The 18,585-nt window shown below is 73.9% G+C and carries 17 protein-coding genes; 16 read left to right on the top strand and 1 reads right to left on the bottom strand.

Annotated features, from left to right (window positions below; all coding sequences use genetic code 11):
* Positions 1 to 33: 33 nt before the first annotated feature.
* The 8 genes from V2J85_RS11430 to V2J85_RS11395 all read left to right on the top strand — a co-directional run bounded on the left by V2J85_RS11430 (position 34) and on the right by V2J85_RS11395 (position 8,690).
* Positions 34 to 1,143 carry a quinone-dependent dihydroorotate dehydrogenase gene (locus tag V2J85_RS11430; protein WP_261952581.1) on the top strand — a complete coding sequence of 370 codons (1,110 nt, stop codon included), beginning with the start codon at positions 34 to 36 and terminating at the stop codon, positions 1,141 to 1,143.
* Positions 1,140 to 2,033: an orotidine-5'-phosphate decarboxylase gene (pyrF, locus tag V2J85_RS11425; RefSeq protein ID WP_261952582.1), complete on the top strand. Its 894-nt coding sequence runs from the start codon at positions 1,140 to 1,142 to the stop codon at positions 2,031 to 2,033. Before V2J85_RS11430 ends, pyrF begins: the two co-directional genes overlap by 4 nt.
* 206 nt (positions 2,034 to 2,239) lie before the next feature.
* On the top strand, positions 2,240 to 2,566 hold the full coding sequence (mihF, locus tag V2J85_RS11420; RefSeq protein WP_030412015.1) for an integration host factor, actinobacterial type: 327 nt from the start codon (positions 2,240 to 2,242) through the stop codon (positions 2,564 to 2,566).
* A 38-nt stretch (positions 2,567 to 2,604) separates the two neighbouring features.
* Positions 2,605 to 3,228 carry a guanylate kinase gene (gene gmk / locus V2J85_RS11415; protein WP_261952583.1) on the top strand — a complete coding sequence of 208 codons (624 nt, stop codon included), beginning with the start codon at positions 2,605 to 2,607 and terminating at the stop codon, positions 3,226 to 3,228.
* 103 nt (positions 3,229 to 3,331) lie between these two features.
* Complete coding sequence (gene rpoZ / locus V2J85_RS11410; RefSeq protein ID WP_030412017.1) at positions 3,332 to 3,604, top strand: DNA-directed RNA polymerase subunit omega; 273 nt, start codon at positions 3,332 to 3,334, stop codon at positions 3,602 to 3,604.
* 116 nt (positions 3,605 to 3,720) lie between these two features.
* Positions 3,721 to 4,959: a bifunctional phosphopantothenoylcysteine decarboxylase/phosphopantothenate--cysteine ligase CoaBC gene (coaBC, locus tag V2J85_RS11405; RefSeq protein WP_261952584.1), complete on the top strand. Its 1,239-nt coding sequence runs from the start codon at positions 3,721 to 3,723 to the stop codon at positions 4,957 to 4,959.
* Positions 4,960 to 5,212: 253 nt separating this feature from the next.
* Positions 5,213 to 6,421 (top strand): methionine adenosyltransferase, encoded by a 1,209-nt coding sequence (metK, locus tag V2J85_RS11400; protein WP_261952585.1) that lies wholly within the window; start codon positions 5,213 to 5,215, stop codon positions 6,419 to 6,421.
* A 127-nt stretch (positions 6,422 to 6,548) separates the two neighbouring features.
* The gene (locus V2J85_RS11395; protein WP_330821524.1) at positions 6,549 to 8,690 is read left to right on the top strand and encodes a primosomal protein N'; all 2,142 of its coding nucleotides are present in this window, start codon (positions 6,549 to 6,551) and stop codon (positions 8,688 to 8,690) included.
* Between the two features lie 158 nt (positions 8,691 to 8,848).
* Here V2J85_RS11395 and V2J85_RS11390 read toward each other — a convergent pair whose 3' ends face one another.
* A complete protein-coding gene (locus V2J85_RS11390) occupies positions 8,849 to 9,400 on the bottom strand; it encodes a hypothetical protein (RefSeq protein WP_261952587.1) in 552 nt (183 codons plus the stop codon).
* Positions 9,401 to 9,649: 249 nt separating this feature from the next.
* Here V2J85_RS11390 and fmt point away from each other — a divergent pair, with 249 nt between their 5' ends.
* From fmt to V2J85_RS11350, 8 genes are all read left to right on the top strand, one after another.
* Positions 9,650 to 10,588: a methionyl-tRNA formyltransferase gene (fmt, locus tag V2J85_RS11385; protein ID WP_261952588.1), complete on the top strand. Its 939-nt coding sequence runs from the start codon at positions 9,650 to 9,652 to the stop codon at positions 10,586 to 10,588.
* A gap of 141 nt (positions 10,589 to 10,729) precedes the next feature.
* A complete protein-coding gene (locus V2J85_RS11380) occupies positions 10,730 to 11,998 on the top strand; it encodes an aspartate aminotransferase type Ic (RefSeq protein ID WP_330821523.1) in 1,269 nt (422 codons plus the stop codon).
* A 163-nt stretch (positions 11,999 to 12,161) separates the two neighbouring features.
* Positions 12,162 to 13,598, top strand: coding sequence for an RsmB/NOP family class I SAM-dependent RNA methyltransferase (locus tag V2J85_RS11375; protein WP_261952590.1), 1,437 nt, complete (start codon positions 12,162 to 12,164; stop codon positions 13,596 to 13,598).
* 287 nt (positions 13,599 to 13,885) lie between these two features.
* Entirely contained in the window at positions 13,886 to 14,569 is a 684-nt protein-coding gene (gene rpe, locus V2J85_RS11370) for a ribulose-phosphate 3-epimerase (RefSeq protein WP_330821522.1), read from the top strand.
* Positions 14,570 to 14,789: 220 nt separating this feature from the next.
* Positions 14,790 to 15,806 carry a sugar-binding transcriptional regulator gene (locus tag V2J85_RS11365; protein WP_261957210.1) on the top strand — a complete coding sequence of 339 codons (1,017 nt, stop codon included), beginning with the start codon at positions 14,790 to 14,792 and terminating at the stop codon, positions 15,804 to 15,806.
* A 79-nt stretch (positions 15,807 to 15,885) separates the two neighbouring features.
* Positions 15,886 to 16,353 carry a guanyl-specific ribonuclease gene (locus V2J85_RS11360; RefSeq protein ID WP_330821521.1) on the top strand — a complete coding sequence of 156 codons (468 nt, stop codon included), beginning with the start codon at positions 15,886 to 15,888 and terminating at the stop codon, positions 16,351 to 16,353.
* A complete protein-coding gene (locus V2J85_RS11355; RefSeq protein WP_261952593.1) occupies positions 16,350 to 16,808 on the top strand; it encodes a barstar family protein in 459 nt (152 codons plus the stop codon). Before V2J85_RS11360 ends, V2J85_RS11355 begins: the two co-directional genes overlap by 4 nt.
* A gap of 110 nt (positions 16,809 to 16,918) precedes the next feature.
* A complete protein-coding gene (locus V2J85_RS11350) occupies positions 16,919 to 18,382 on the top strand; it encodes a GuaB1 family IMP dehydrogenase-related protein (RefSeq protein WP_030412029.1) in 1,464 nt (487 codons plus the stop codon).
* Positions 18,383 to 18,585: the final 203 nt, after the last annotated feature.

Raw genomic sequence — 18,585 nt, 5'->3', positions numbered from 1 at the left:
GCTGTGTCCCCCTCTTCGTGAGGACACACCACCATGTACCAGCTCTTCTTCCGGCTCTTCTTCACGCGCATGGATCCCGAGCGGGCCCACCACCTGGCCTTCGGGTGGATCCGGCGGGCCGCGCAGGTCCCCGTGCTGCGCACCTTCCTCGCCGCCGCCCTCGCCCCGCGCTACAAGGAACTGCGCGTCGAGGCCTTCGGCCGCCGGATGCACGGCCCGTTCGGCCTGGCCGCCGGCTTCGACAAGAACGCGGTCGTCATCGACGGCATGACCATGCTCGGCTTCGACCACGTCGAGATCGGCACGGTCACCGCCCAGCCGCAGCCCGGCAACCCCAAGAAGCGCCTGTTCCGGCTCGTACCGGACCGCGCGCTGATCAACCGCATGGGCTTCAACAACGACGGTTCCGCGTCCGTCGCGGCCCGCCTGGCGGCCCGCAACCCGGTCTTCCCGACCACCCTCGGCGTCAACATCGGCAAGACCAAGATCGTCCCGGAGTCCGAGGCGATCGGCGACTACGTCACCTCCACCGAGCGGCTGGCCCGCCACGCCGACTACCTGGTCGTCAACGTCTCGTCGCCGAACACCCCCGGGCTGCGCAACCTCCAGGCCGTCGACCATCTGCGGCCGCTGCTGACCGCGGTCCGCGAGGCCGCCGACCGCACGGTCACCGACCGCCGGGTCCCCCTCCTGGTCAAGATCGCCCCCGACCTGGCCGACGAGGACGTCGACGCGGTCGCCGACCTCGCCGTCGAACTCGGCCTGGACGGCATCATCGCCACCAACACCACCATCGCCCGCGAGGGCCTGGGCCTCACGTCCGACCCGGCCGTGGTCAAGGAGACCGGCGGCCTCTCCGGCGCGCCCGTCAAGCAGCGCTCCCTGGAGGTGCTGCGCCGCCTCTACGCCCGCGTCGGCGACAAGATCACCCTGATCGGCGTCGGCGGCATCGAGACCGCCGAGGACGCCTGGCAGCGCATCCTCGCCGGCGCCACCCTCGTCCAGGGCTACAGCGCGTTCATCTACCAGGGCCCGTTCTGGTGCCGCTCGATCCACAAGGGCCTGGCCGCGCGCCTGCGCACCAGCCCGTACGCCACCCTCGCCGACGCCGTCGGCGCCGAGCACAAGAAGGTGACCGCATGACGGCCGGCCCCTCGCCCGACCACCACCCCTCGACGAGGCCCTCCGGGCCGCTGGCCCCCTTCGGCGCGCGGCTGCGCCGCGCCATGGACGAGCGCGGCCCGCTCTGCGTCGGCATCGACCCGCACGCCTCGCTGCTGGCCGACTGGGGCCTGAACGACGACGTCGCGGGCCTGGCCCGGTTCACCCGCACCGTCGTCGAGGTGCTCGGCGAGCACGTCGCCGTCTTCAAGCCGCAGTCCGCGTTCTTCGAGCGGTTCGGCTCGCGCGGCCTGGCCGTGCTGGAGACCGCCGTCGTCGAGGCCCGTGAGCGCGGCGCACTGGTGCTCATGGACGCCAAGCGCGGCGACATCGGCTCCACCATGGCCGCCTACGCCGAGACGTACCTGCACCCGGACTCGCCGCTGTTCTCGGACGCCCTGACGGTCTCGCCGTACCTGGGCTACGGCTCGCTGAAGCCGGCCGCCGACCTGGCCCGGGAGAGCGGCGCGGGCCTGTTCGTGCTGGCGCTGACCTCCAACCCGGAGGGCGCGGAGGTCCAGCGCGCGGTCCGCGAGGACGGCCGCACCCTCGCGGCGACCATGCTCGGCCACCTCGCCGCCGAGAACGCCGGCGCCGAGCCGCTGGGCTCCTTCGGCGCGGTGGTCGGTGCCACCCTCGGCGATCTCTCCACGTTCGACCTGGCGATCAACGGCCCGCTGCTGGCCCCCGGCATCGGCGCGCAGGGCGCCACCCCGGCCGACCTGCCGACCGTCTTCGGCGCCGCGGCCGAAAACGTCCTCCCGAGTGTCAGCCGGGGGGTGCTGAAGCACGGTCCGGACGCCGCCGGACTGCGCGCGGCGGCGGACCGATTCACCGAGGAAGTGCGCACCGCGCTCGATCAGGCACCGTAAGACGGGGAGTTTGGTCCCGAATTGTCCTGGTCAGCAGAGTCTGACCAGGACTTTTCGTCTGTTCTCGCTGACTCCGGCGCCCTCGGCCGCTAGTCTCCGTCGAGAGCAGTGCACGTAAGCGCGTTGCTCGTTGCTCCGCAAGTGCGGGGCGACTAGGTTCCACACCGGTCCGTATCCGACAGTTCGACATCCGAGGTGACGTAGGCGTGGCTCTTCCGCCCCTTACCCCTGAACAGCGCGCAGCCGCGCTCGAGAAGGCCGCCGCGGCTCGCCGGGAGCGCGCCGAGGTCAAGAATCGGCTCAAGCACTCCGGTGCTTCTCTCCACGAGGTCATCCAGCAGGGCCAGAAGAACGACGTCATCGGCAAGATGAAGGTCTCCGCTCTCCTGGAGTCCCTGCCCGGCGTCGGCAAGGTCCGCGCCAAGCAGCTCATGGAGCGGCTCGGGATCTCCGAGAGCCGCCGCGTCCGGGGCCTTGGCTCCAACCAGATCGCGGCACTGGAGCGCGAATTCGGCGGCAGCGCTTCCGGCTGAATTTTCCGGCATCGCCGGGAAGCTGGAATAATCGCTGCATGAGTTCTGCAGTCTCCCGGGGGACGACCCCCGCCGGCCCCCCGGCCAGACAACCGCGACTGACCGTGCTCTCCGGCCCCTCGGGGGTCGGCAAGAGCACGGTCGTCGCGCATATGCGCAAGGTCCACCCCGAGGTATGGCTCTCGGTCTCGGCCACCACCCGCACCCCGCGACCCGGGGAGCAGCACGGCGTCCAGTACTTCTTCGTCGACGACGAGGAGTTCGACAAGCTGATCGCCAACGGTGAGCTGCTCGAATGGGCCGAGTTCGCCGGCAACCGCTACGGCACTCCGCGCAAGGCGGTCCTGGACCGCCTGGAGGCCGGCGAACCGGTCCTGCTGGAGATCGACCTGCAGGGCGCCCGCCAGGTCCGGGAGTCCATGCCCGAGGCCCAGCTGGTCTTCCTCGCCCCGCCGAGCTGGGAGGAGCTGGTCCGCCGGCTCACCGGCCGGGGCACGGAGGCGCCCGAGGTCATCGAGCGCCGCCTGGAGGCGGCCCGGGTCGAGCTGGCCGCGGAGAAGGAGTTCGACGTGACGTGCGTCAACACCTCCGTCGAGGACGTGAGCCGTGAGCTGCTAGCCTTGATGCTGCATCGATCCGGGGACAAGAGCACCAGCGGCTGACCCCGCGGAGCCGCTCCGGCTCCGGACGCACAGACTTTGCGCCGGCCCGTACGACGGCCGGGTGCATGCCACCCAGGCTTCATCCCCTTTCGGAAGGTAGAGAGTGTCCTCTTCCATCACCGCTCCCGAGGGCATCATCAACCCGCCCATTGATGAGCTTCTCGAGGCCACCGACTCGAAGTACAGCCTCGTGATCTACGCCGCCAAGCGCGCGCGCCAGATCAACGCGTACTACTCCCAGCTCGGCGAGGGCCTGCTGGAGTACGTCGGCCCGCTCGTGGACACCCACGTCCACGAGAAGCCCCTGTCGATCGCGCTGCGCGAGATCAACGCGGGTCTGCTGACCTCCGAGTCCATCGAGGGCCCGGCCCAGTAAGCAGCGTCAGTTCATCCAGGGCCCGGCGGCACGTCCGCCGGGCCTTTGGTGTGTCATAGGGGCATACAGACGCTACGGACGTAGCGCGGACCGGGAGCTCGGGGAGCGGCGAAGCGATGGACAAGCGGGAGCGGGAGCGGCCCAGGGTGGTCCTGGGGGTCAGCGGCGGGATCGCCGCGTACAAGGCGTGCGAGCTGCTGCGCCGGCTGACCGAGTCCGGGCACGACGTCCGGGTGGTGCCGACCGCCTCGGCGCTGCACTTCGTCGGCGAGGCCACCTGGTCCGCGCTGTCCGGCCACCCGGCCACCACCGAGGTCTGGGAGTCCGTCCACGAGGTCCCGCACGTCCGCATCGGCCAGGCCGCGGACCTCGTCGTGGTCGCCCCGGCCACCGCCGACATGCTGGCCAAGGCCGCCCACGGCCTCGCCGACGACCTGCTGACCAACACGCTGCTGACCGCCCGCTGTCCGGTGATCTTCGCCCCCGCGATGCACACCGAGATGTGGGAGAACCCGGCCACCCAGGAGAACGTCGCCACGCTGCGCCGCCGCGGTGCGATCGTCGTCGAGCCCGCGGTCGGCCGGCTGACCGGCGTCGACACCGGCAAGGGCCGCTTCCCCGACCCGGTGGAGATCTTCGCCCTCTGCCGGCGGGTACTGGCCCGCGGGGCCCAGGGGGCCGCCGTGGCGGACCTCACCGGGCGCCACGTCGTGGTCAGCGCCGGCGGCACCCGCGAGCCCCTGGACCCCGTCCGCTATCTGGGCAACCGTTCCTCCGGGAAGCAGGGCTACGCGCTCGCGGCCACGGCGGCGGCGCGCGGCGCCCGGGTCACCCTCGTCGCCGGCAACGCCGAGCTGCCCGACCCCGTGGGCGTGGACGTGGTCCCGGTCGGCACCGCCCGGCAGATGCGGGAGGCCGTGCTGAAGGCCGCCGCGGACGCCGACGCCGTGGTCATGGCGGCCGCGGTCGCCGACTTCCGGCCCGCCGTCTACACCACCGCCAAGATCAAGAAGGTGGAGGACCAGGAGCCGGAGCCGATCGTGCTGGTCCGGAATCCGGACATCCTCGCCGAGCTGTCCGCCGACCGCGCCCGGCCCGGCCAGGTGGTGGTGGGATTCGCCGCGGAGACCGACGACGTGCTCGCCAACGGGCGCGCCAAGCTCGCCCGCAAGGGCTGTGACCTGCTCGTCGTCAACGAGGTCGGCGAGCACAAGACGTTCGGCTCGGCCGAGAACGAGGCGGTGATCCTGGCGGCCGACGGCACCGAGACCCCGGTCCCGTACGGCCCGAAGGAAGCCCTCGCGGACACGGTGTGGGACCTGGTCGCCCCCCGGCTGGCCGAGAATCGCCGCTGAATCCGCGCACCCTCTCCTCTTTCACCCCATCGGCCCCACAAAATCGGGCGTGTTCCCTTGACCATGTCGCCCCCGCGCGGTGATCGTCCTACCGTGAGGTGTGGTGTCCCAGGTCACGAGGGGTCCAGAAATCGAGACCGCGTGCCCGAACGCCACATACGACCGATAAACTGGCGAGTGGATCGGGCCGAGCGCAGCTCTCGGCCCTTCCGCCAATGATCAGCCAGCAGCCGCTGCAACCCCAGGGAGCGATGTGTCCCGCCGCCTGTTCACCTCGGAGTCCGTCACCGAGGGCCACCCCGACAAGATCGCTGACCAGATCAGCGACACGATCCTCGACGCGCTCCTGAAGGAGGACCCGACCTCCCGGGTCGCCGTCGAGACGCTGATCACCACCGGCTTGGTCCACGTGGCCGGCGAGGTGACGACCAAGGCGTACGCCGACATCCCCAACCTCGTCCGCAACAAGATCCTCGAGATCGGTTACGACTCGTCCAAGAAGGGCTTCGACGGCGCGTCCTGCGGCGTCTCGGTCTCCATCGGCGCGCAGTCCCCGGACATCGCGCAGGGCGTCGACACCGCGTACGAGAACCGCGTCGAGGGCGACGACGACGAGCTGGACCGGCAGGGCGCGGGCGACCAGGGCCTGATGTTCGGCTACGCCTGCGACGAGACCCCGGAGCTGATGCCGCTCCCGATCTACCTCGCGCACCGCCTCTCGCGCCGGCTGTCCGAGGTCCGGAAGAACGGCACCATCCCCTACCTCCGCCCCGACGGCAAGACCCAGGTCACCATCGAGTACGACGGCCACAAGGCCGTCCGCCTCGACACCGTCGTGGTCTCCTCGCAGCACGCCAGCGACATCGACCTCGACTCGCTGCTCGCTCCCGACATCCGCGAGTTCGTCGTCGAGCACGTCCTCAACCAGCTCGTCGAGGACGGCATCAAGCTGGACACCGACGGCTACCGCCTGCTGGTCAACCCCACCGGCCGCTTCGAGATCGGCGGTCCCATGGGCGACGCCGGCCTGACCGGCCGCAAGATCATCATCGACACCTACGGCGGTATGGCCCGCCACGGCGGCGGTGCCTTCTCCGGCAAGGACCCGTCCAAGGTCGACCGCTCGGCCGCCTACGCCATGCGCTGGGTCGCCAAGAACGTGGTCGCGGCCGGCCTCGCCGCCCGCTGCGAGGTCCAGGTCGCCTACGCCATCGGCAAGGCCGAGCCGGTCGGTCTCTTCGTCGAGACCTTCGGCACCGCCACCATCGACACGGACAAGATCGAGCAGGCCATCACCGAGGTCTTCGACCTCCGCCCGGCCGCGATCATCCGCGACCTCGACCTGCTCCGCCCGATCTACTCGCAGACCGCCGCCTACGGCCACTTCGGCCGTGAGCTGGAGGACTTCACCTGGGAGCGGACCGACCGCGTCGAGGCGCTCAAGAAGGCCGCGGGCCTGTAAGCAGCTTCACCGTCCCGGCCCCGGCCCCGTACCGCCCCGCGGTACGGGGCCGGCGGCGTTCCCGGCCCGGCGGCGGCCGCGCCCGGGCCCGGGCCCGTTGTCGGTGCGGTCTGCTAAGACTGGTGCTGTGAGCAGTGAGAACGGGCGGGATCCGGGGGAGCGGGGCGAGCAGCTGGCCCTCATCAGGGAGACCGTCCGGGAGACCAGGGCGGAGCGCGCCAAGCCGCGGACGTGGCGGGGCGCGCAGCTCGCCGATGCCCTGCCGGTGGCCCGGGTCCTGGTCGACAAGGGCCCGGTCCATCTCGACAAGCTGTGGGACTACGCCGTCCCCGCCGCCATGGACGCCGACGCCCGCCCCGGCGTCCGGGTCCGGGTGCGGTTCGGCGCGGGGACCGGCCGGGTGCGCGAGGGCCGGCGCGAGGGCGGCGGACTGCTCGACGGCTATCTCGTCGAGCGGATCGCGGAGTCCGACTACCGCGGCCCGCTGGCCGCGCTCGCCCAGGTCGTCTCGCCCGAGCCGGTGCTCAGCCCGGAGCTGCTGGCGCTCTGCCGGGCGGTGGCCGACCGGTACGCCGGTTCGCTCGCCGACGTCCTCCAGCTGGCCGTTCCACCGCGCCACGCCAAGGCGGAGGCGGAGTGCTTCCCCGAGCCGCCGCCCCCGCCCGCGCCGCCCGCCCCGGGCAGTTGGGCGCGCTATCCGGACGGCCCGGCGTTCCTGGACGCCCTCGCGCGCGGTGGCGCGCCGCGGGCCGTGTGGAGCGCGCTCCCCGGGCCGCGGTGGCCCGGGGAGCTGGCCGCGGTGGTGGCGGCGACCCTGGCGTCCGGCCGTGGCGCCCTGGTCGTGATGCCCGACGGACGGTCGGCGGCGCGGGTGGACGCGGCGCTGACCGAGCTCGTGGGGCAGGGGCTGCACACGCTCCTGGTGGCCGATTCCGGCCCCGAGGAGCGGTACCGCCGCTGGCTGGCCATACGCCGCGGCGCGGTCCGGGCCGTCATCGGCACCCGTGCCGCGATGTACGCCCCGGTCGCCGACCTCGGCCTCGTCGCCATCTGGGACGACGGCAACTCCAGCCACAGCGACACCAACGCCCCGCATCCGCACGCCCGGGACGTCCTCCTGCTCCGCGCGGTGCACGAGAAGGCCGCCTGCCTGGTCGGCGACCTGGGCCGCACGGTCGAGGCCACCCAGCTCGTCGAGAACGGCTGGGCCCGGCCGCTGGAGGCCGGCCGCGAACAGCTCCGCACGGCCGCCCCGTTGATCCGTACCGTCGACGACGTGCAGGCCGCGCGCGACGAAGCGGCACGGGTGGCCCGGCTGCCGACGCTCGCCTGGCAGACGGCCCGCGCCGGGCTGGCCCGCGGCCCGGTGCTGGTGCAGGTGCCCCGGAGGGGCTACGTCCCCCGGCTGGCCTGCGAGCGCTGCCGGGAGCCGGCCCGCTGCCGGCACTGCGCCGGACCACTGGAGGCGCGGAGCAACGACACCGCGCTGTGCTGCGGTTGGTGCGGCCAAGAGACCCCGGACTGGCACTGCGCCGAGTGCGGTGGCACCCGGCTGCGGGCGCAGATCGTCGGCGCCCGCCGTACGGCCGAGGAGCTGGGCCGGGCCTTCCCGGAGGTGCCGGTGCGCACCTCCGGCCGGGACCACGTCCTGGATTCGGTCCCGGACCGCCCCGCCCTCGTCGTCTCCACCCCCGGTGCCGAGCCGGTCGCCGAGGGCGCCGGGTACGCGGCGGCGCTGCTGCTCGACGGCTGGGCGCTGCTGGGGCGGGCGGACCTGCGGGCCGGGGAGGAGGCGCTGCGCCGCTGGCTGGGCGCCGCGGCGCTGGTGCGCGGCCAGGCGGAGGGCGGCACGGTCGCGGTGATCGCGGAGCCGACGCTGCGGCCGGTGCAGGCGCTGGTGCGCTGGGACCCGGCCGGGCACGCGCTGCGCGAGCTGGCCGAGCGGGCCGAGCTGGGGTTCCCGCCGGTGTCCCGGATGGCGTCGGTGACCGGCCGGCCCGAGGACGTCGCCGAGCTGCTGCGGGCGGCCGAACTCCCTTCGGGCGCCGAGGTGTTGGGGCCGGTGCCGCTGCCGGTGCCGGACCCCGGGCGGCCGCGTCGGCCGGGCGATCCGCAGCCCGGCGAGCAGTGGGAGCGGGCGCTGGTCCGGGTCCGGCCGGGCCAGGGCGCGGCGCTCGCCGCGGCGCTCAAGGCGGCGCGGGCGGCCAGGCTGGTCAAGCGGGAGGGGGCGGCGGTGCGGGTCCGGATCGATCCGCCGGACCTGGGGTGATCGCGCGCGGGGCGCCGTAGTTGAGGGGCCCGTGCCTGCGCTGCGGGGTGCCGGGGCCCGCGGTACGGAGGCGGGCATGACGCCGCCCCGGAACCGAGGTCGGCGGGCGGTCCCGGGGCGCTGGCGAGGATGCCGGGCGGCCGGCGTGGGGGAGGGTTTCAGCCGTTGCGCGGGCCGGGGAAGGCGCCCGGACGGGTCGGCTCTTCGCGGGCGGCCGCGGAGGACTGGCCGGGCATGGAGCGAGCGGCGGGCACGGACGGCGCGCCGGACAGCCCGCTGGTCACGCTCACCGCGCGGGTCGCGGAGGACTCCGGCGTACGCACCGCGGGCTCGGCCGCGCCGTCCGCGGCGGGCTGGGCGGCGGCCCGGCGGGCGCCGTAACGGCGGTGCACCGCCTGCTTGGTGACGCCGAGCGCGGAGCCCACCGCGTCCCACGAGAACCCCAGCGAACGGTCGAAGTCGACCGCGGCCGTGACGAGCGTCTCGACGCTGTCCCGCAGTTCCTGGGCAAGGCGCACGGTCGGCGCCGGCGCGCGTCCGTAGACGACGAAGCCCGCGGACGGACCCGTGCGCCGCGGCCGGTAGACGTTGCCCAGCTGAGCGGTCAGCGTGCGCAGTGCGTCCACCTGCCGGCGGACCCGCTCGATGTCCCGCACCAGGAGATGCAGGCTGGCGCGTGCCTGGGCGTCGTGGGTTGCGTGGTCGGCCATGAGCAAGCCTCTCGAACCGGCGTGGAATGAAGAAAAGGAAAACGATCGGGCCGCCTCGGCGGCCCGCTTCGGGTCAATGCTGTTTGACCAACGCGACAGGAGCGGCTCTGGTCACGGTATGGGGGCGTACGAGCTTCCGTGCGAGGCGCGGGAAATGTCGTACGCCCCCTGAAGCGGCGCTCCCGGGCCGGGGCAAGGCCCCTAGACTGGTGCGTCGTTCCGCTGCGTGTGAGAGGTAGTCCGCCACCCATGAGGCTTGTCTTCGCCGGCACCCCCGAGGTCGCCGTCCCCTCCCTCGATGCCCTGATCGCCTCCGACCGGCACGAGGTCGTGGCCGTCGTGACCAGGCCCGACGCGCCCGCGGGACGCGGCCGGAAGCTGGTCGCCAGCCCGGTCGCGGAGCGTGCGGAGGAGGCCGGCATCGAGGTGCTCAAGCCCGCCCGCCCGCGGGACGAGGACTTCCTGGCCCGGCTGCGGGAGATCGCCCCGGACTGCTGCCCGGTGGTCGCCTACGGCGCCCTGCTGCCCAAGGTGGCGCTCGACGTTCCCGCCAGGGGGTGGGTGAATCTGCACTTCTCGCTGCTGCCGGCCTGGCGCGGCGCGGCACCGGTGCAGCACGCGGTGCTGGCCGGTGACGAGGTCACCGGCGCCTCGACCTTCCAGATCGAGGAGGGGCTCGACTCCGGCCCGGTCTACGGGGTGTTGACCGAGGAGGTCCGGCCGACCGACACCAGCGGTGATCTGCTCACCCGGCTCGCGTTCGCCGGCTCCGGTCTGCTCGTCGCGACCATGGACGGCATCGAGGACGGCAGCCTGACGCCGGTGCCGCAGCCCGCCGAGGGCGTCTCCCTCGCGCCGAAGATCGAGGTCGAGGACGCCAAGGTGGACTGGGCGGCGCCGGCCCTGCGGGTCGACCGGGTGATCCGCGGCTGTGCGCCGGCGCCCGGCGCCTGGACGGTCTTCCGCGGCGAGCGCCTGAAGCTGATGTCCGCCACCTCCGCCGCGGGCCACGCCGAACTCTCCCTCGCACCCGGCGCGCTCGCCGTCACCAAGAAGGCGGTGTACGTCGGCACCGGCAGCCACCCGGTCGAACTGGTCTGGGTGCAGCCGCAGGGCAAGAAGCCGATGCGGGCCGCGGACTGGGCGCGCGGCGTACGCATCGAGGCGGGCGAACGGCTCGGCGGCTGACGCCCACGGGGCCCGGCGTGGCCCCGTGGATCCCAGTGGGTGGAATTCCCGGGCCGGTCGTCCGGGGCGGTTTGTATCCTCGGCGGCGCCACCTGAACGACGCGCCGCCCCCGCGGTGCGGCCCCTGGGAAAGGAAGCACCATGACCACCGAGCTGAGCCCCGACGCGCCGGCCGGTCTCGTCGAGCGGGCCCGCCAGGACTACCAGGAACTCGCCGGACGGGGGCTCTCGCTCAACCTCACCCGCGGCAAGCCGGCCCCGGAACAGCTCGACCTCGCCACGGACCTGCTGAGCCTGCCCGGCGGACGGCACACCTCCGCCGACGGCACGGACGTGCGCAACTACGGCGGGCTGCAGGGCCTGCCCGAGCTCCGGGAGATATTCGCCGGGCTGCTCCAGGTCCCGGCCGGGCAGCTGCTCGCGGCCGGCAACTCCAGCCTGGAGCTGATGCACGACTGTCTGGTGCACGCCCTGCTGGGCGTGCTGCCGGGCGCCGCGTCGCGCTGGGCGGACCAGGAGCGGATCGCGTTCCTGTGTCCGGTGCCCGGCTACGACCGGCACTTCGCGCTCTGCGAGCGGTTCGGGATCGAGATGATCCCGGTGCCGATGACCGACGAGGGCCCGGACATGGAGACCGTGGAGCGGCTGGTCGCCGAGGACTCCGCGATCAAGGGCATCTGGTGCGTACCGAAGTACAGCAACCCGACCGGCGTCAGCTACAGCGACGCGACCGTGGCGCGGCTCGCCGCCATGCCCACCGCCGCCCCCGACTTCCGGATCTTCTGGGACAACGCGTACGCCGCCCACCACCTCACCGACGAGCCGGTCGAGATCGCCGACCTGCTCGTCGCCTGCGCCGAGGCCGGCCACCCGGACCGGGCGTTCGTCTTCGGTTCCACTTCGAAGATCACCGCGGCCGGCGCCGGTGTCGCCTTCTTCGGCTCCTCGCCCGCGAACGTGACGTGGCTGCTCGGCCACAACGCCAAGCGGTCGATAGGCCCCGACAAGGTCAACCAGCTGCGGCACGTGATGTTCCTGCGCGACGCCGACGGGGTGCGCGCCCACATGGAGCGCCAGCGCGCCCTGCTCCGGCCCAAGTTCGAGGCGGTGGGCCGGATCCTGCAGAAGGAGCTCGGCGGCACCGGGCTCGCGACCTGGACCACGCCCCGGGGCGGGTACTTCGTGACCCTGGAGGTGCCGGACGGCTGCGCCAAGGAGGTCGTCCGCAAGGCCGCCGAGGCGGGCATCGTGCTCACCCCGGCCGGCGCCACCCACCCGTACGGCGACGACCCGCGCGACGCGGTCATCCGGATCGCGCCCAGCTACCCCGGCCTCGCGGAGCTGGAGCAGGCGATCGAGGGGCTCGCCGTCTGCGTCCGGCTCGTGGGCTACGAGCGGCGGGCCGCGTAGCGAAGGCGTACCGCCGGGGTCCCGGGGCCGCGCAGGGAGGCGTGCTGCGCGGCCCGGGCCCGGGCAGGGAGGCGTTCTGCGGCAGCCCCGGGCCCGCGTAGGCTGGGACGGATCCCTCATCCGGGACCCCCAGACCGCATGTCGTATCCGGAGCACCTTTTCTGTGAGCCAGCCCCAGCCCCGCCGCCGTCCCGGCAAGCCGCACCGCCGTCCGAAGAAGGACCCGGTCAGGATCCTCGCGTTCGAGGCGCTGCGGGCCGTCGACGAGCGGGACGCCTACGCGAACCTCGTCCTGCCGCCGCTGCTGCGCAAGGCGCGCGAGGGCGGGGACTTCGACGCCCGGGACGCGGCGCTGGCGACCGAGCTGGTCTACGGCTCGCTGCGGCGGCAGGGCACGTACGACGCGATCATCGCCCAATGCGTGGACCGGCCGTTGCGCGAGGTCGACCCGCCGGTCCTGGACGTGCTCACGCTCGGCGCCCACCAGCTGCTCGGCACCCGCATCCCCACGCACGCCGCGGTCAGCGCGAGCGTCGAGCTGGCACGGGTGGTGCTGGGTGACGGGCGCGCCAAGTTCGTCAACGCGGTGCTGCGCAAGGTCGCGGCGGACGACCTGGACGGCTGGCTGGCGCGGATCGCCCCGGACTACGACGAGGACCCCGAGGACCACCTCGGCCTGGTGCACGCGCACCCCCGCTGGATCGTCTCGGCGCTGTGGGACGCCCTCGGCGGCGGCCGCGCCGGCATCGAGGACCTGCTGGAGGCGGACAACGAGCGCCCCGAGGTGACGCTGGTGGCGCGGCCCGGCCGGGCCACCGCCGAGGAGCTGCTGGCCGCGGCCGGCGAGCGGGGCGCGCTGCCGGGCCGCTGGTCGCCGTACGCGGTCCGGCTCGCCGAGGGCGGTGAGCCCGGCGCGCTGGACGCGGTGCGCGAGAACCGTGCCGGCGTGCAGGACGAGGGCAGCCAGCTGGTCGCCCTGGCCCTGGCGAACGCGCCCGTCGAGGGCACCGACCGGGCCTGGCTGGACGGCTGCGCCGGCCCCGGCGGCAAGGCCGCGCTGCTGGCCGCGCTGGCAGCCGAGCGCGGCGCCGCCCTGCTGGCGTCGGAGAAGCAGCCGCACCGCGCCCGCCTGGTCGCCCGGGCCCTGGCCGGCAACCCCGGCCCGTACGCGGTCGTCACCGCCGACGGCACCCGCCCCGCCTGGCGCCCCGGCAGCTTCGACCGGGTCCTGATGGACGTCCCGTGCACCGGCCTGGGCGCGCTCCGCCGGCGCCCGGAGGCCCGCTGGCGCCGTAGCCCCGAGGACCTCGACGGCTTCGCCCCGCTCCAGCGCGAGCTGCTGCGCCAGGCGCTCGCCGCGGTGCGCGTCGGCGGCGTGGTCGGCTATGCGACCTGCTCGCCGCACCCGGCCGAGACCCGGGCCGTGGTGGACGACGTCATCAAGGGCCGCGGCGGCCCGGCCGTGGCGGTCGAATGGGTCGACGCCCGCCCGCTGATGCCCGGCGTCCCCGCCCTCGGCGACGGCCCGGACGTCCAGCTCTGGCCCCACCTGCACGGCACCGACGCGATGTACCTGGCCCTGCTGCGCCGCACCGGCTGACCCGGTCGCGCCTGCTGCGGCGTCCCATCGTGGACTAAGGAGAGGTGGCAGCGGGACGAGCGGGGAGTCCGGACGGCGCGAACGCGCCGAGGAACTGCGGAACTCCCTTGCCGGCGGGGCGCGTTGAGAGATCCATCCGCTGGACAGCGAGGAGGCGCGCCCGCCGGTACGGAGCGGAGGGTTCGAGTCCACCGCCGGGATCCGGGGAGCGGGGTGGGCCGGGGGCCGGCCGGCCCCCGGCGCCGCCCGCCTCCGCCCGCTCCGGGGCGGGGCGCCATACTGGGGGCATGGCCTTGATCAACCCCAGCATCCTGTCCGCAGACTTCGCCCGGCTCGCCGAGGAGGCGAAGGCCGTCGAGGGCGCCGACTGGCTGCACGTCGACGTGATGGACAACCACTTCGTGCCGAACCTCACGCTCGGTGTGCCGGTCGTCGAGTCGCTGCGCAAGGCGACGGAGACCCCGCTCGACCTGCACCTGATGATCGAGGACCCGGACCGCTGGGCGCCGCAGTACGTCGAGGCCGGGGCCGGGTCGGTGACCTTCCATGCCGAGGCGGCCGCCGCGCCGGTGCGGCTGGCGCGGGAGATCCGGGCCAAGGGGGCGCGGGCGTCGATGGCGCTCAAGCCGGCCACCCCGATCGAGCCGTACGAGGACCTGCTCCCCGAGCTCGACATGCTGCTGATCATGACCGTGGAGCCCGGCTTCGGCGGCCAGGCGTTCCTGGACATCATGCTGCCCAAGATCCGCCGCACCCGTGAGCTGATCTCCCGGCACGGCCTCGAACTGTGGCTCCAGGTGGACGGCGGGGTCTCCGACGCCACCATCGAGCGGTGCGCGGAGGCCGGCGCCGACGTCTTCGTGGCCGGTTCCGCGGTCTACGGCGCGGACGACCCCGCCAAGGCGGTGCGGGATCTGCGTGAGAAGGCCGAGGCGGCGGCCGCGGGGGCCGGCTGGGCCTGCGCCCACTGAATTCCGGCCAACGGGGGCGGGCGGCAAGGCCGTTGCCGGCCACGGGAAGGGCCCCGTGGCGTGGCCGAGCCGCCAATTGTCCGTGGCGCCACCGAGCGTTCACGAGGGTCGCGGCGGTCAAGGTCCCCGTTGCCGCCGGGTTTCTGAAAGGATGAGCAAAGACTCGATCAGATGCGCAAAAGGGGAGAATTTCGTGGTAGCCAGCCGCCCACAGTCCGGAATGGGCCCTGCCGAGCTGGTGCAGGCCGCGGCCATGGCCCGCCGTTTCTATCTCGAGGGCAAGTCGAAGATCCAGATCGCGGAGGAGTTCGGCGTCAGCCGGTTCAAGGTCGCCCGGGTGCTGGAGACCGCACTGGAGCGTGATCTCGTACGGATCGAGATCCGGGTGCCCTCCGAGCTGGACGCCGAGCGCTCCGACGCGCTGCGGGCCCGCTACGGCCTGCGGCACGCGGTGGTCGTCGAGTCGCCCGCGGACGCTCCCCCCGCCTTCGGTGGCCAGACCGCGCCCGAGGACGCCGCGGACCCGGAGAACCTCGGTGAGGTCGCCGCCGACCTGCTCGGCGAGCTGGTCACCGAGGGCGATGTGCTCGGGCTCGCCTGGGGCCGTTCGACCATCCACATGGCGGCCGCGCTGCACCGGCTGCCGCCCTGCACGGTCGTCCAGCTGACCGGCGTCTACGACGCGGGCACCGCCGACCGCGGCTCGGTCGAGGCGGTGCGCCGCGCGGCCGACGTCGCCGGCGGCGAGGCGCACCCGATCTACGCGCCGATGCTGCTGCCCGACTCGGCGACCGCCGAGGCGCTGCGCCGGCAGACCGGCATCGCCCGCGCCTTCGACTACTTCGACAAGGTCACCGTGGCCTGCGTCTCCATCGGCTCCTGGGAGCCGGGCGTCTCCACGGTCTACGACATGCTGTCCGAGGAGGAGCGCGAGCACTACGCCTCGCTGGGCGCGGCCGCCGAGATGTCCGCGCACCTCTTCGACGCCGAGGGCCGGCGGATCGGCCGGGACCTGGGCGAGCGGTGCATCACCGTCGAGGCGGACCGGCTGCGCCGCATCCCGGAGGTCGTGGCCATCGCGGGCGGCCGGCGCAAGGCCGCGGCGATCGGCGCCGTGCTGCGCTCCGGGCTCGTGACGAGCCTGGTCACGGACACCGCGGCGGCCGACCACCTGCTGCTGGAGACCGGCCCCGGCCCGCGCCCCGCGCTGGACCGGGCGGATCCCGACGGGACCTGAGCCCGGCCGCCGCCGGGCGGCCGTACCACCCGGCGGTCACCGGCGGGCGGCCCGGGCGGGCCTGTGACAGCATCGGCCCATGGTGATCCGCCCCGCCCCGCGCCGTGCCGCCGCCGTCCTCGGCGCGCTGCTCGCCGGGCTGCTGCTCGTGCTCACCGGATGTACCACCGGCCGGGCCGGGCAGGGGAGTTCGGCCGGCCCGCCGCACTCCACCACCGCCGGCACCTCCCGCGGGGCCGCGCCGTCCCGCGTACCGGCCCGGGCGTCCGGCATGCCGGTCGTCACGGGCGCCGGGCTCCCCGCCCAGGCGCGTGACACGCTGCGGCTCGTCGACGCCGGCGGGCCGTTCCCGTACCCGCAGGACGGGACCGTCTTCGGCAACCGCGAACGGCGGCTGCCGCCGCACCCGCGCGGCTACTACCACGAGTACACGGTCCGCACCCCGGGCTCGCCGGACCGCGGTGCCCGCCGGCTGATCACCGGCCGCGGCCACGAGACGTACTACACGGCCGACCACTACCGGACCTTCGAGGCGGTGCTGCGATGACCGGGCCGGAGCCGGCGGCCGTGCCGCGGCCGCTCGCGGCGGTGCTCGACGGGCGGACGCCGCCCGGGGTGCTGCCCTGGCCCGCCGACCGGCCGGTGGCCGAGGCGCTGGCCGCCGCGCGGGAGGCCGGCTGGACCGGTGCCGTGCTGGACCTGGAGGGCGTCGCGGACAAGGCCGCCTTCATGGACCGGTGCGCCGGCGCGCTGCGGCTGCCCGGCTGGTTCGGCCGCAACTGGGACGCGCTCGCCGACTGCCTGACCGACCTGTCCTGGTGCCCGGCCGACCGCGGCCGGCTGCTGGCCCTCACCGGCTGGCAGGGCTACGCCGCCGCCGTGCCCGAGGACTGGGCCGTGGTGGAGTCCGTCCTGGCCGACGCGGTGGGCTTCTGGCGCGACAGCGGCACCGGGCTGGCGGTGGTCCTGGCCAGGGGCCGCGGCCGCCGGCAGGCGCCCTGAGGCCGGACCCGGGCGGTCCCTCCGCGGCCCTCTTGGCGGATCGCACACATGGCCCAGCAGGGGCTAGGACAATCGTATGAGCCCTGGTCAGGGCCCGTATCCTGGGCTATATGCGATTCCTGAATCCGAAGAACGGCGCGCTCGAAGAGAGTTCTTCGGTGCCTTACGACCTGACCTACGACGATGTGTTCATGGTGCCCGGCCGCTCCGCCGTGGGCTCCCGCCAGGGCGTCGACCTGGCCACGCCCGACGGGACGGGAACCACCATCCCGCTGGTGGTCGCCAACATGACGGCGATCGCCGGCCGCCGGATGGCCGAGACCGTCGCCCGCCGTGGTGGCCTGGTCGTCATCCCGCAGGACATCCCGATCGACGTCGTCACCGACGTCGTGACCTGGGTCAAGCGCCGTCATCTGGTACTGGACACGCCGATCGTGCTGTCCCCGGTGGCGACCGTCGCGGACGCCCTGGCGCTGCTGCCCAAGCGGGCGCACGGCGCGGGCGTCGTCGTCGAGGGCGGCCGCCCGGTCGGCATCGTCACCGAGCACGACCTGGCCGGGGTGGACCGCTTCACCCAGGTCGCCGAGGTCATGACCAAGGACCTGCTGGTCTTCGACGCGGACATCGACCCGCGGGAGGCCTTCAACCGCCTCGACGCCGCCAACCGCAAGCTCGCGCCCGCGGTCGACGCCGACGGCATGCTGGTCGGCGTGCTGACCCGCAAGGGCGCGCTGCGCGCCACGCTGTACACCCCCGCCACCGACGCCGACGGCAAGCTGCGGATCGCGGCCGCGGTCGGCATCAACGGCGACGTGGCCGGCAAGGCCAAGGCGCTGCTGGAGGCCGGTGTGGACACGCTCGTCGTGGACACCGCGCACGGCCACCAGGAGAGCATGATCAGCGCGATCAAGGCCGTCCGGGCGCTGGACCCGCAGGTCCCGATCGTGGCGGGCAACATCGTCGCCGCCGAGGGCGTGCGCGACCTGATCGAGGCCGGCGCGGACATCATCAAGGTCGGGGTCGGCCCCGGCGCGATGTGCACCACCCGGATGATGACCGGTGTCGGCCGGCCGCAGTTCTCCGCGGTGCTGGAGTGTGCCGCCGAGGCGAAGAAGTACGGCAAGCACGTCTGGGCCGACGGCGGTGTGCGGCACCCCCGCGACGTCGCCATGGCGCTGGCCGCCGGTGCCTCCAACGTCATGATCGGCTCCTGGTTCGCCGGCACGCTGGAGTCGCCCGGCGACCTCCAGCACACCGCCGACGGCCGTCCGTACAAGGAGAGCTTCGGCATGGCCTCCGCCCGTGCGGTGCAGCGCCGGACGAGCGAGGAGTCGTCCTACGACCGGGCCCGCAAGGCGCTCTTCGAGGAGGGCATCTCGCACTCCCGGATGTTCATCGACCAGGCCCGGCCGGGCGTCGAGGACCTGATCGACTCGATCATCGCGGGCGTCCGCAGCTCCTGCACGTACGCGGGCGCGGCCACGCTGGAGGAGTTCGCCGAGAAGGCCGTGGTCGGCGTGCAGAGCGCCGCCGGCTACGCCGAGGGCAAGCCGCTGCACGACAGCTGGAGCTGACCCGCCACGGGCCGTTCACGGCCCTGGGGAGCGCCTGACCGGCCCCGCACCGACCGGTGCGGGGCCGGTTTGCGTTTCCGGGGTCTCGCGGGGTTTCCTGGCGCAACGGCGCAACGATCCACCGCACGGGTCGCCGGTGCGCAACGATCAGCCGTGGTTGCGCAAGGAACCTGCATTACGGCAGCTCAGCGGCGCCCCGTAAG

Origin of the sequence: Streptomyces bugieae, from assembly GCF_036352915.1 — a bacterium.
Taxonomy (GTDB): Bacteria; Actinomycetota; Actinomycetes; order Streptomycetales; family Streptomycetaceae; genus Streptomyces; species Streptomyces endophytica.
The sequence above is the reverse complement of the archived record's forward strand: the minus strand, read 5'-3'. Positions and strand labels throughout refer to the sequence as shown.

Coding starts and splice junctions, on each gene's coding strand:
- V2J85_RS11430 (WP_261952581.1), top strand. CDS start 34: ATGTACCAGCTCTTCTTCCGGCTCTTCTTCACGCGCATGGATCCCGAG.
- pyrF (WP_261952582.1), top strand. CDS start 1,140: ATGACGGCCGGCCCCTCGCCCGACCACCACCCCTCGACGAGGCCCTCC.
- gmk (WP_261952583.1), top strand. CDS start 2,605: ATGAGTTCTGCAGTCTCCCGGGGGACGACCCCCGCCGGCCCCCCGGCC.
- coaBC (WP_261952584.1), top strand. CDS start 3,721: ATGGACAAGCGGGAGCGGGAGCGGCCCAGGGTGGTCCTGGGGGTCAGC.
- V2J85_RS11390 (WP_261952587.1), bottom strand. CDS start 9,400: ATGGCCGACCACGCAACCCACGACGCCCAGGCACGCGCCAGCCTGCAT.
- fmt (WP_261952588.1), top strand. CDS start 9,650: ATGAGGCTTGTCTTCGCCGGCACCCCCGAGGTCGCCGTCCCCTCCCTC.
- V2J85_RS11380 (WP_330821523.1), top strand. CDS start 10,730: ATGACCACCGAGCTGAGCCCCGACGCGCCGGCCGGTCTCGTCGAGCGG.
- rpe (WP_330821522.1), top strand. CDS start 13,886: ATGGCCTTGATCAACCCCAGCATCCTGTCCGCAGACTTCGCCCGGCTC.
- V2J85_RS11365 (WP_261957210.1), top strand. CDS start 14,790: ATGGGCCCTGCCGAGCTGGTGCAGGCCGCGGCCATGGCCCGCCGTTTC.
- V2J85_RS11360 (WP_330821521.1), top strand. CDS start 15,886: ATGGTGATCCGCCCCGCCCCGCGCCGTGCCGCCGCCGTCCTCGGCGCG.
- V2J85_RS11355 (WP_261952593.1), top strand. CDS start 16,350: ATGACCGGGCCGGAGCCGGCGGCCGTGCCGCGGCCGCTCGCGGCGGTG.
- V2J85_RS11350 (WP_030412029.1), top strand. CDS start 16,919: ATGCGATTCCTGAATCCGAAGAACGGCGCGCTCGAAGAGAGTTCTTCG.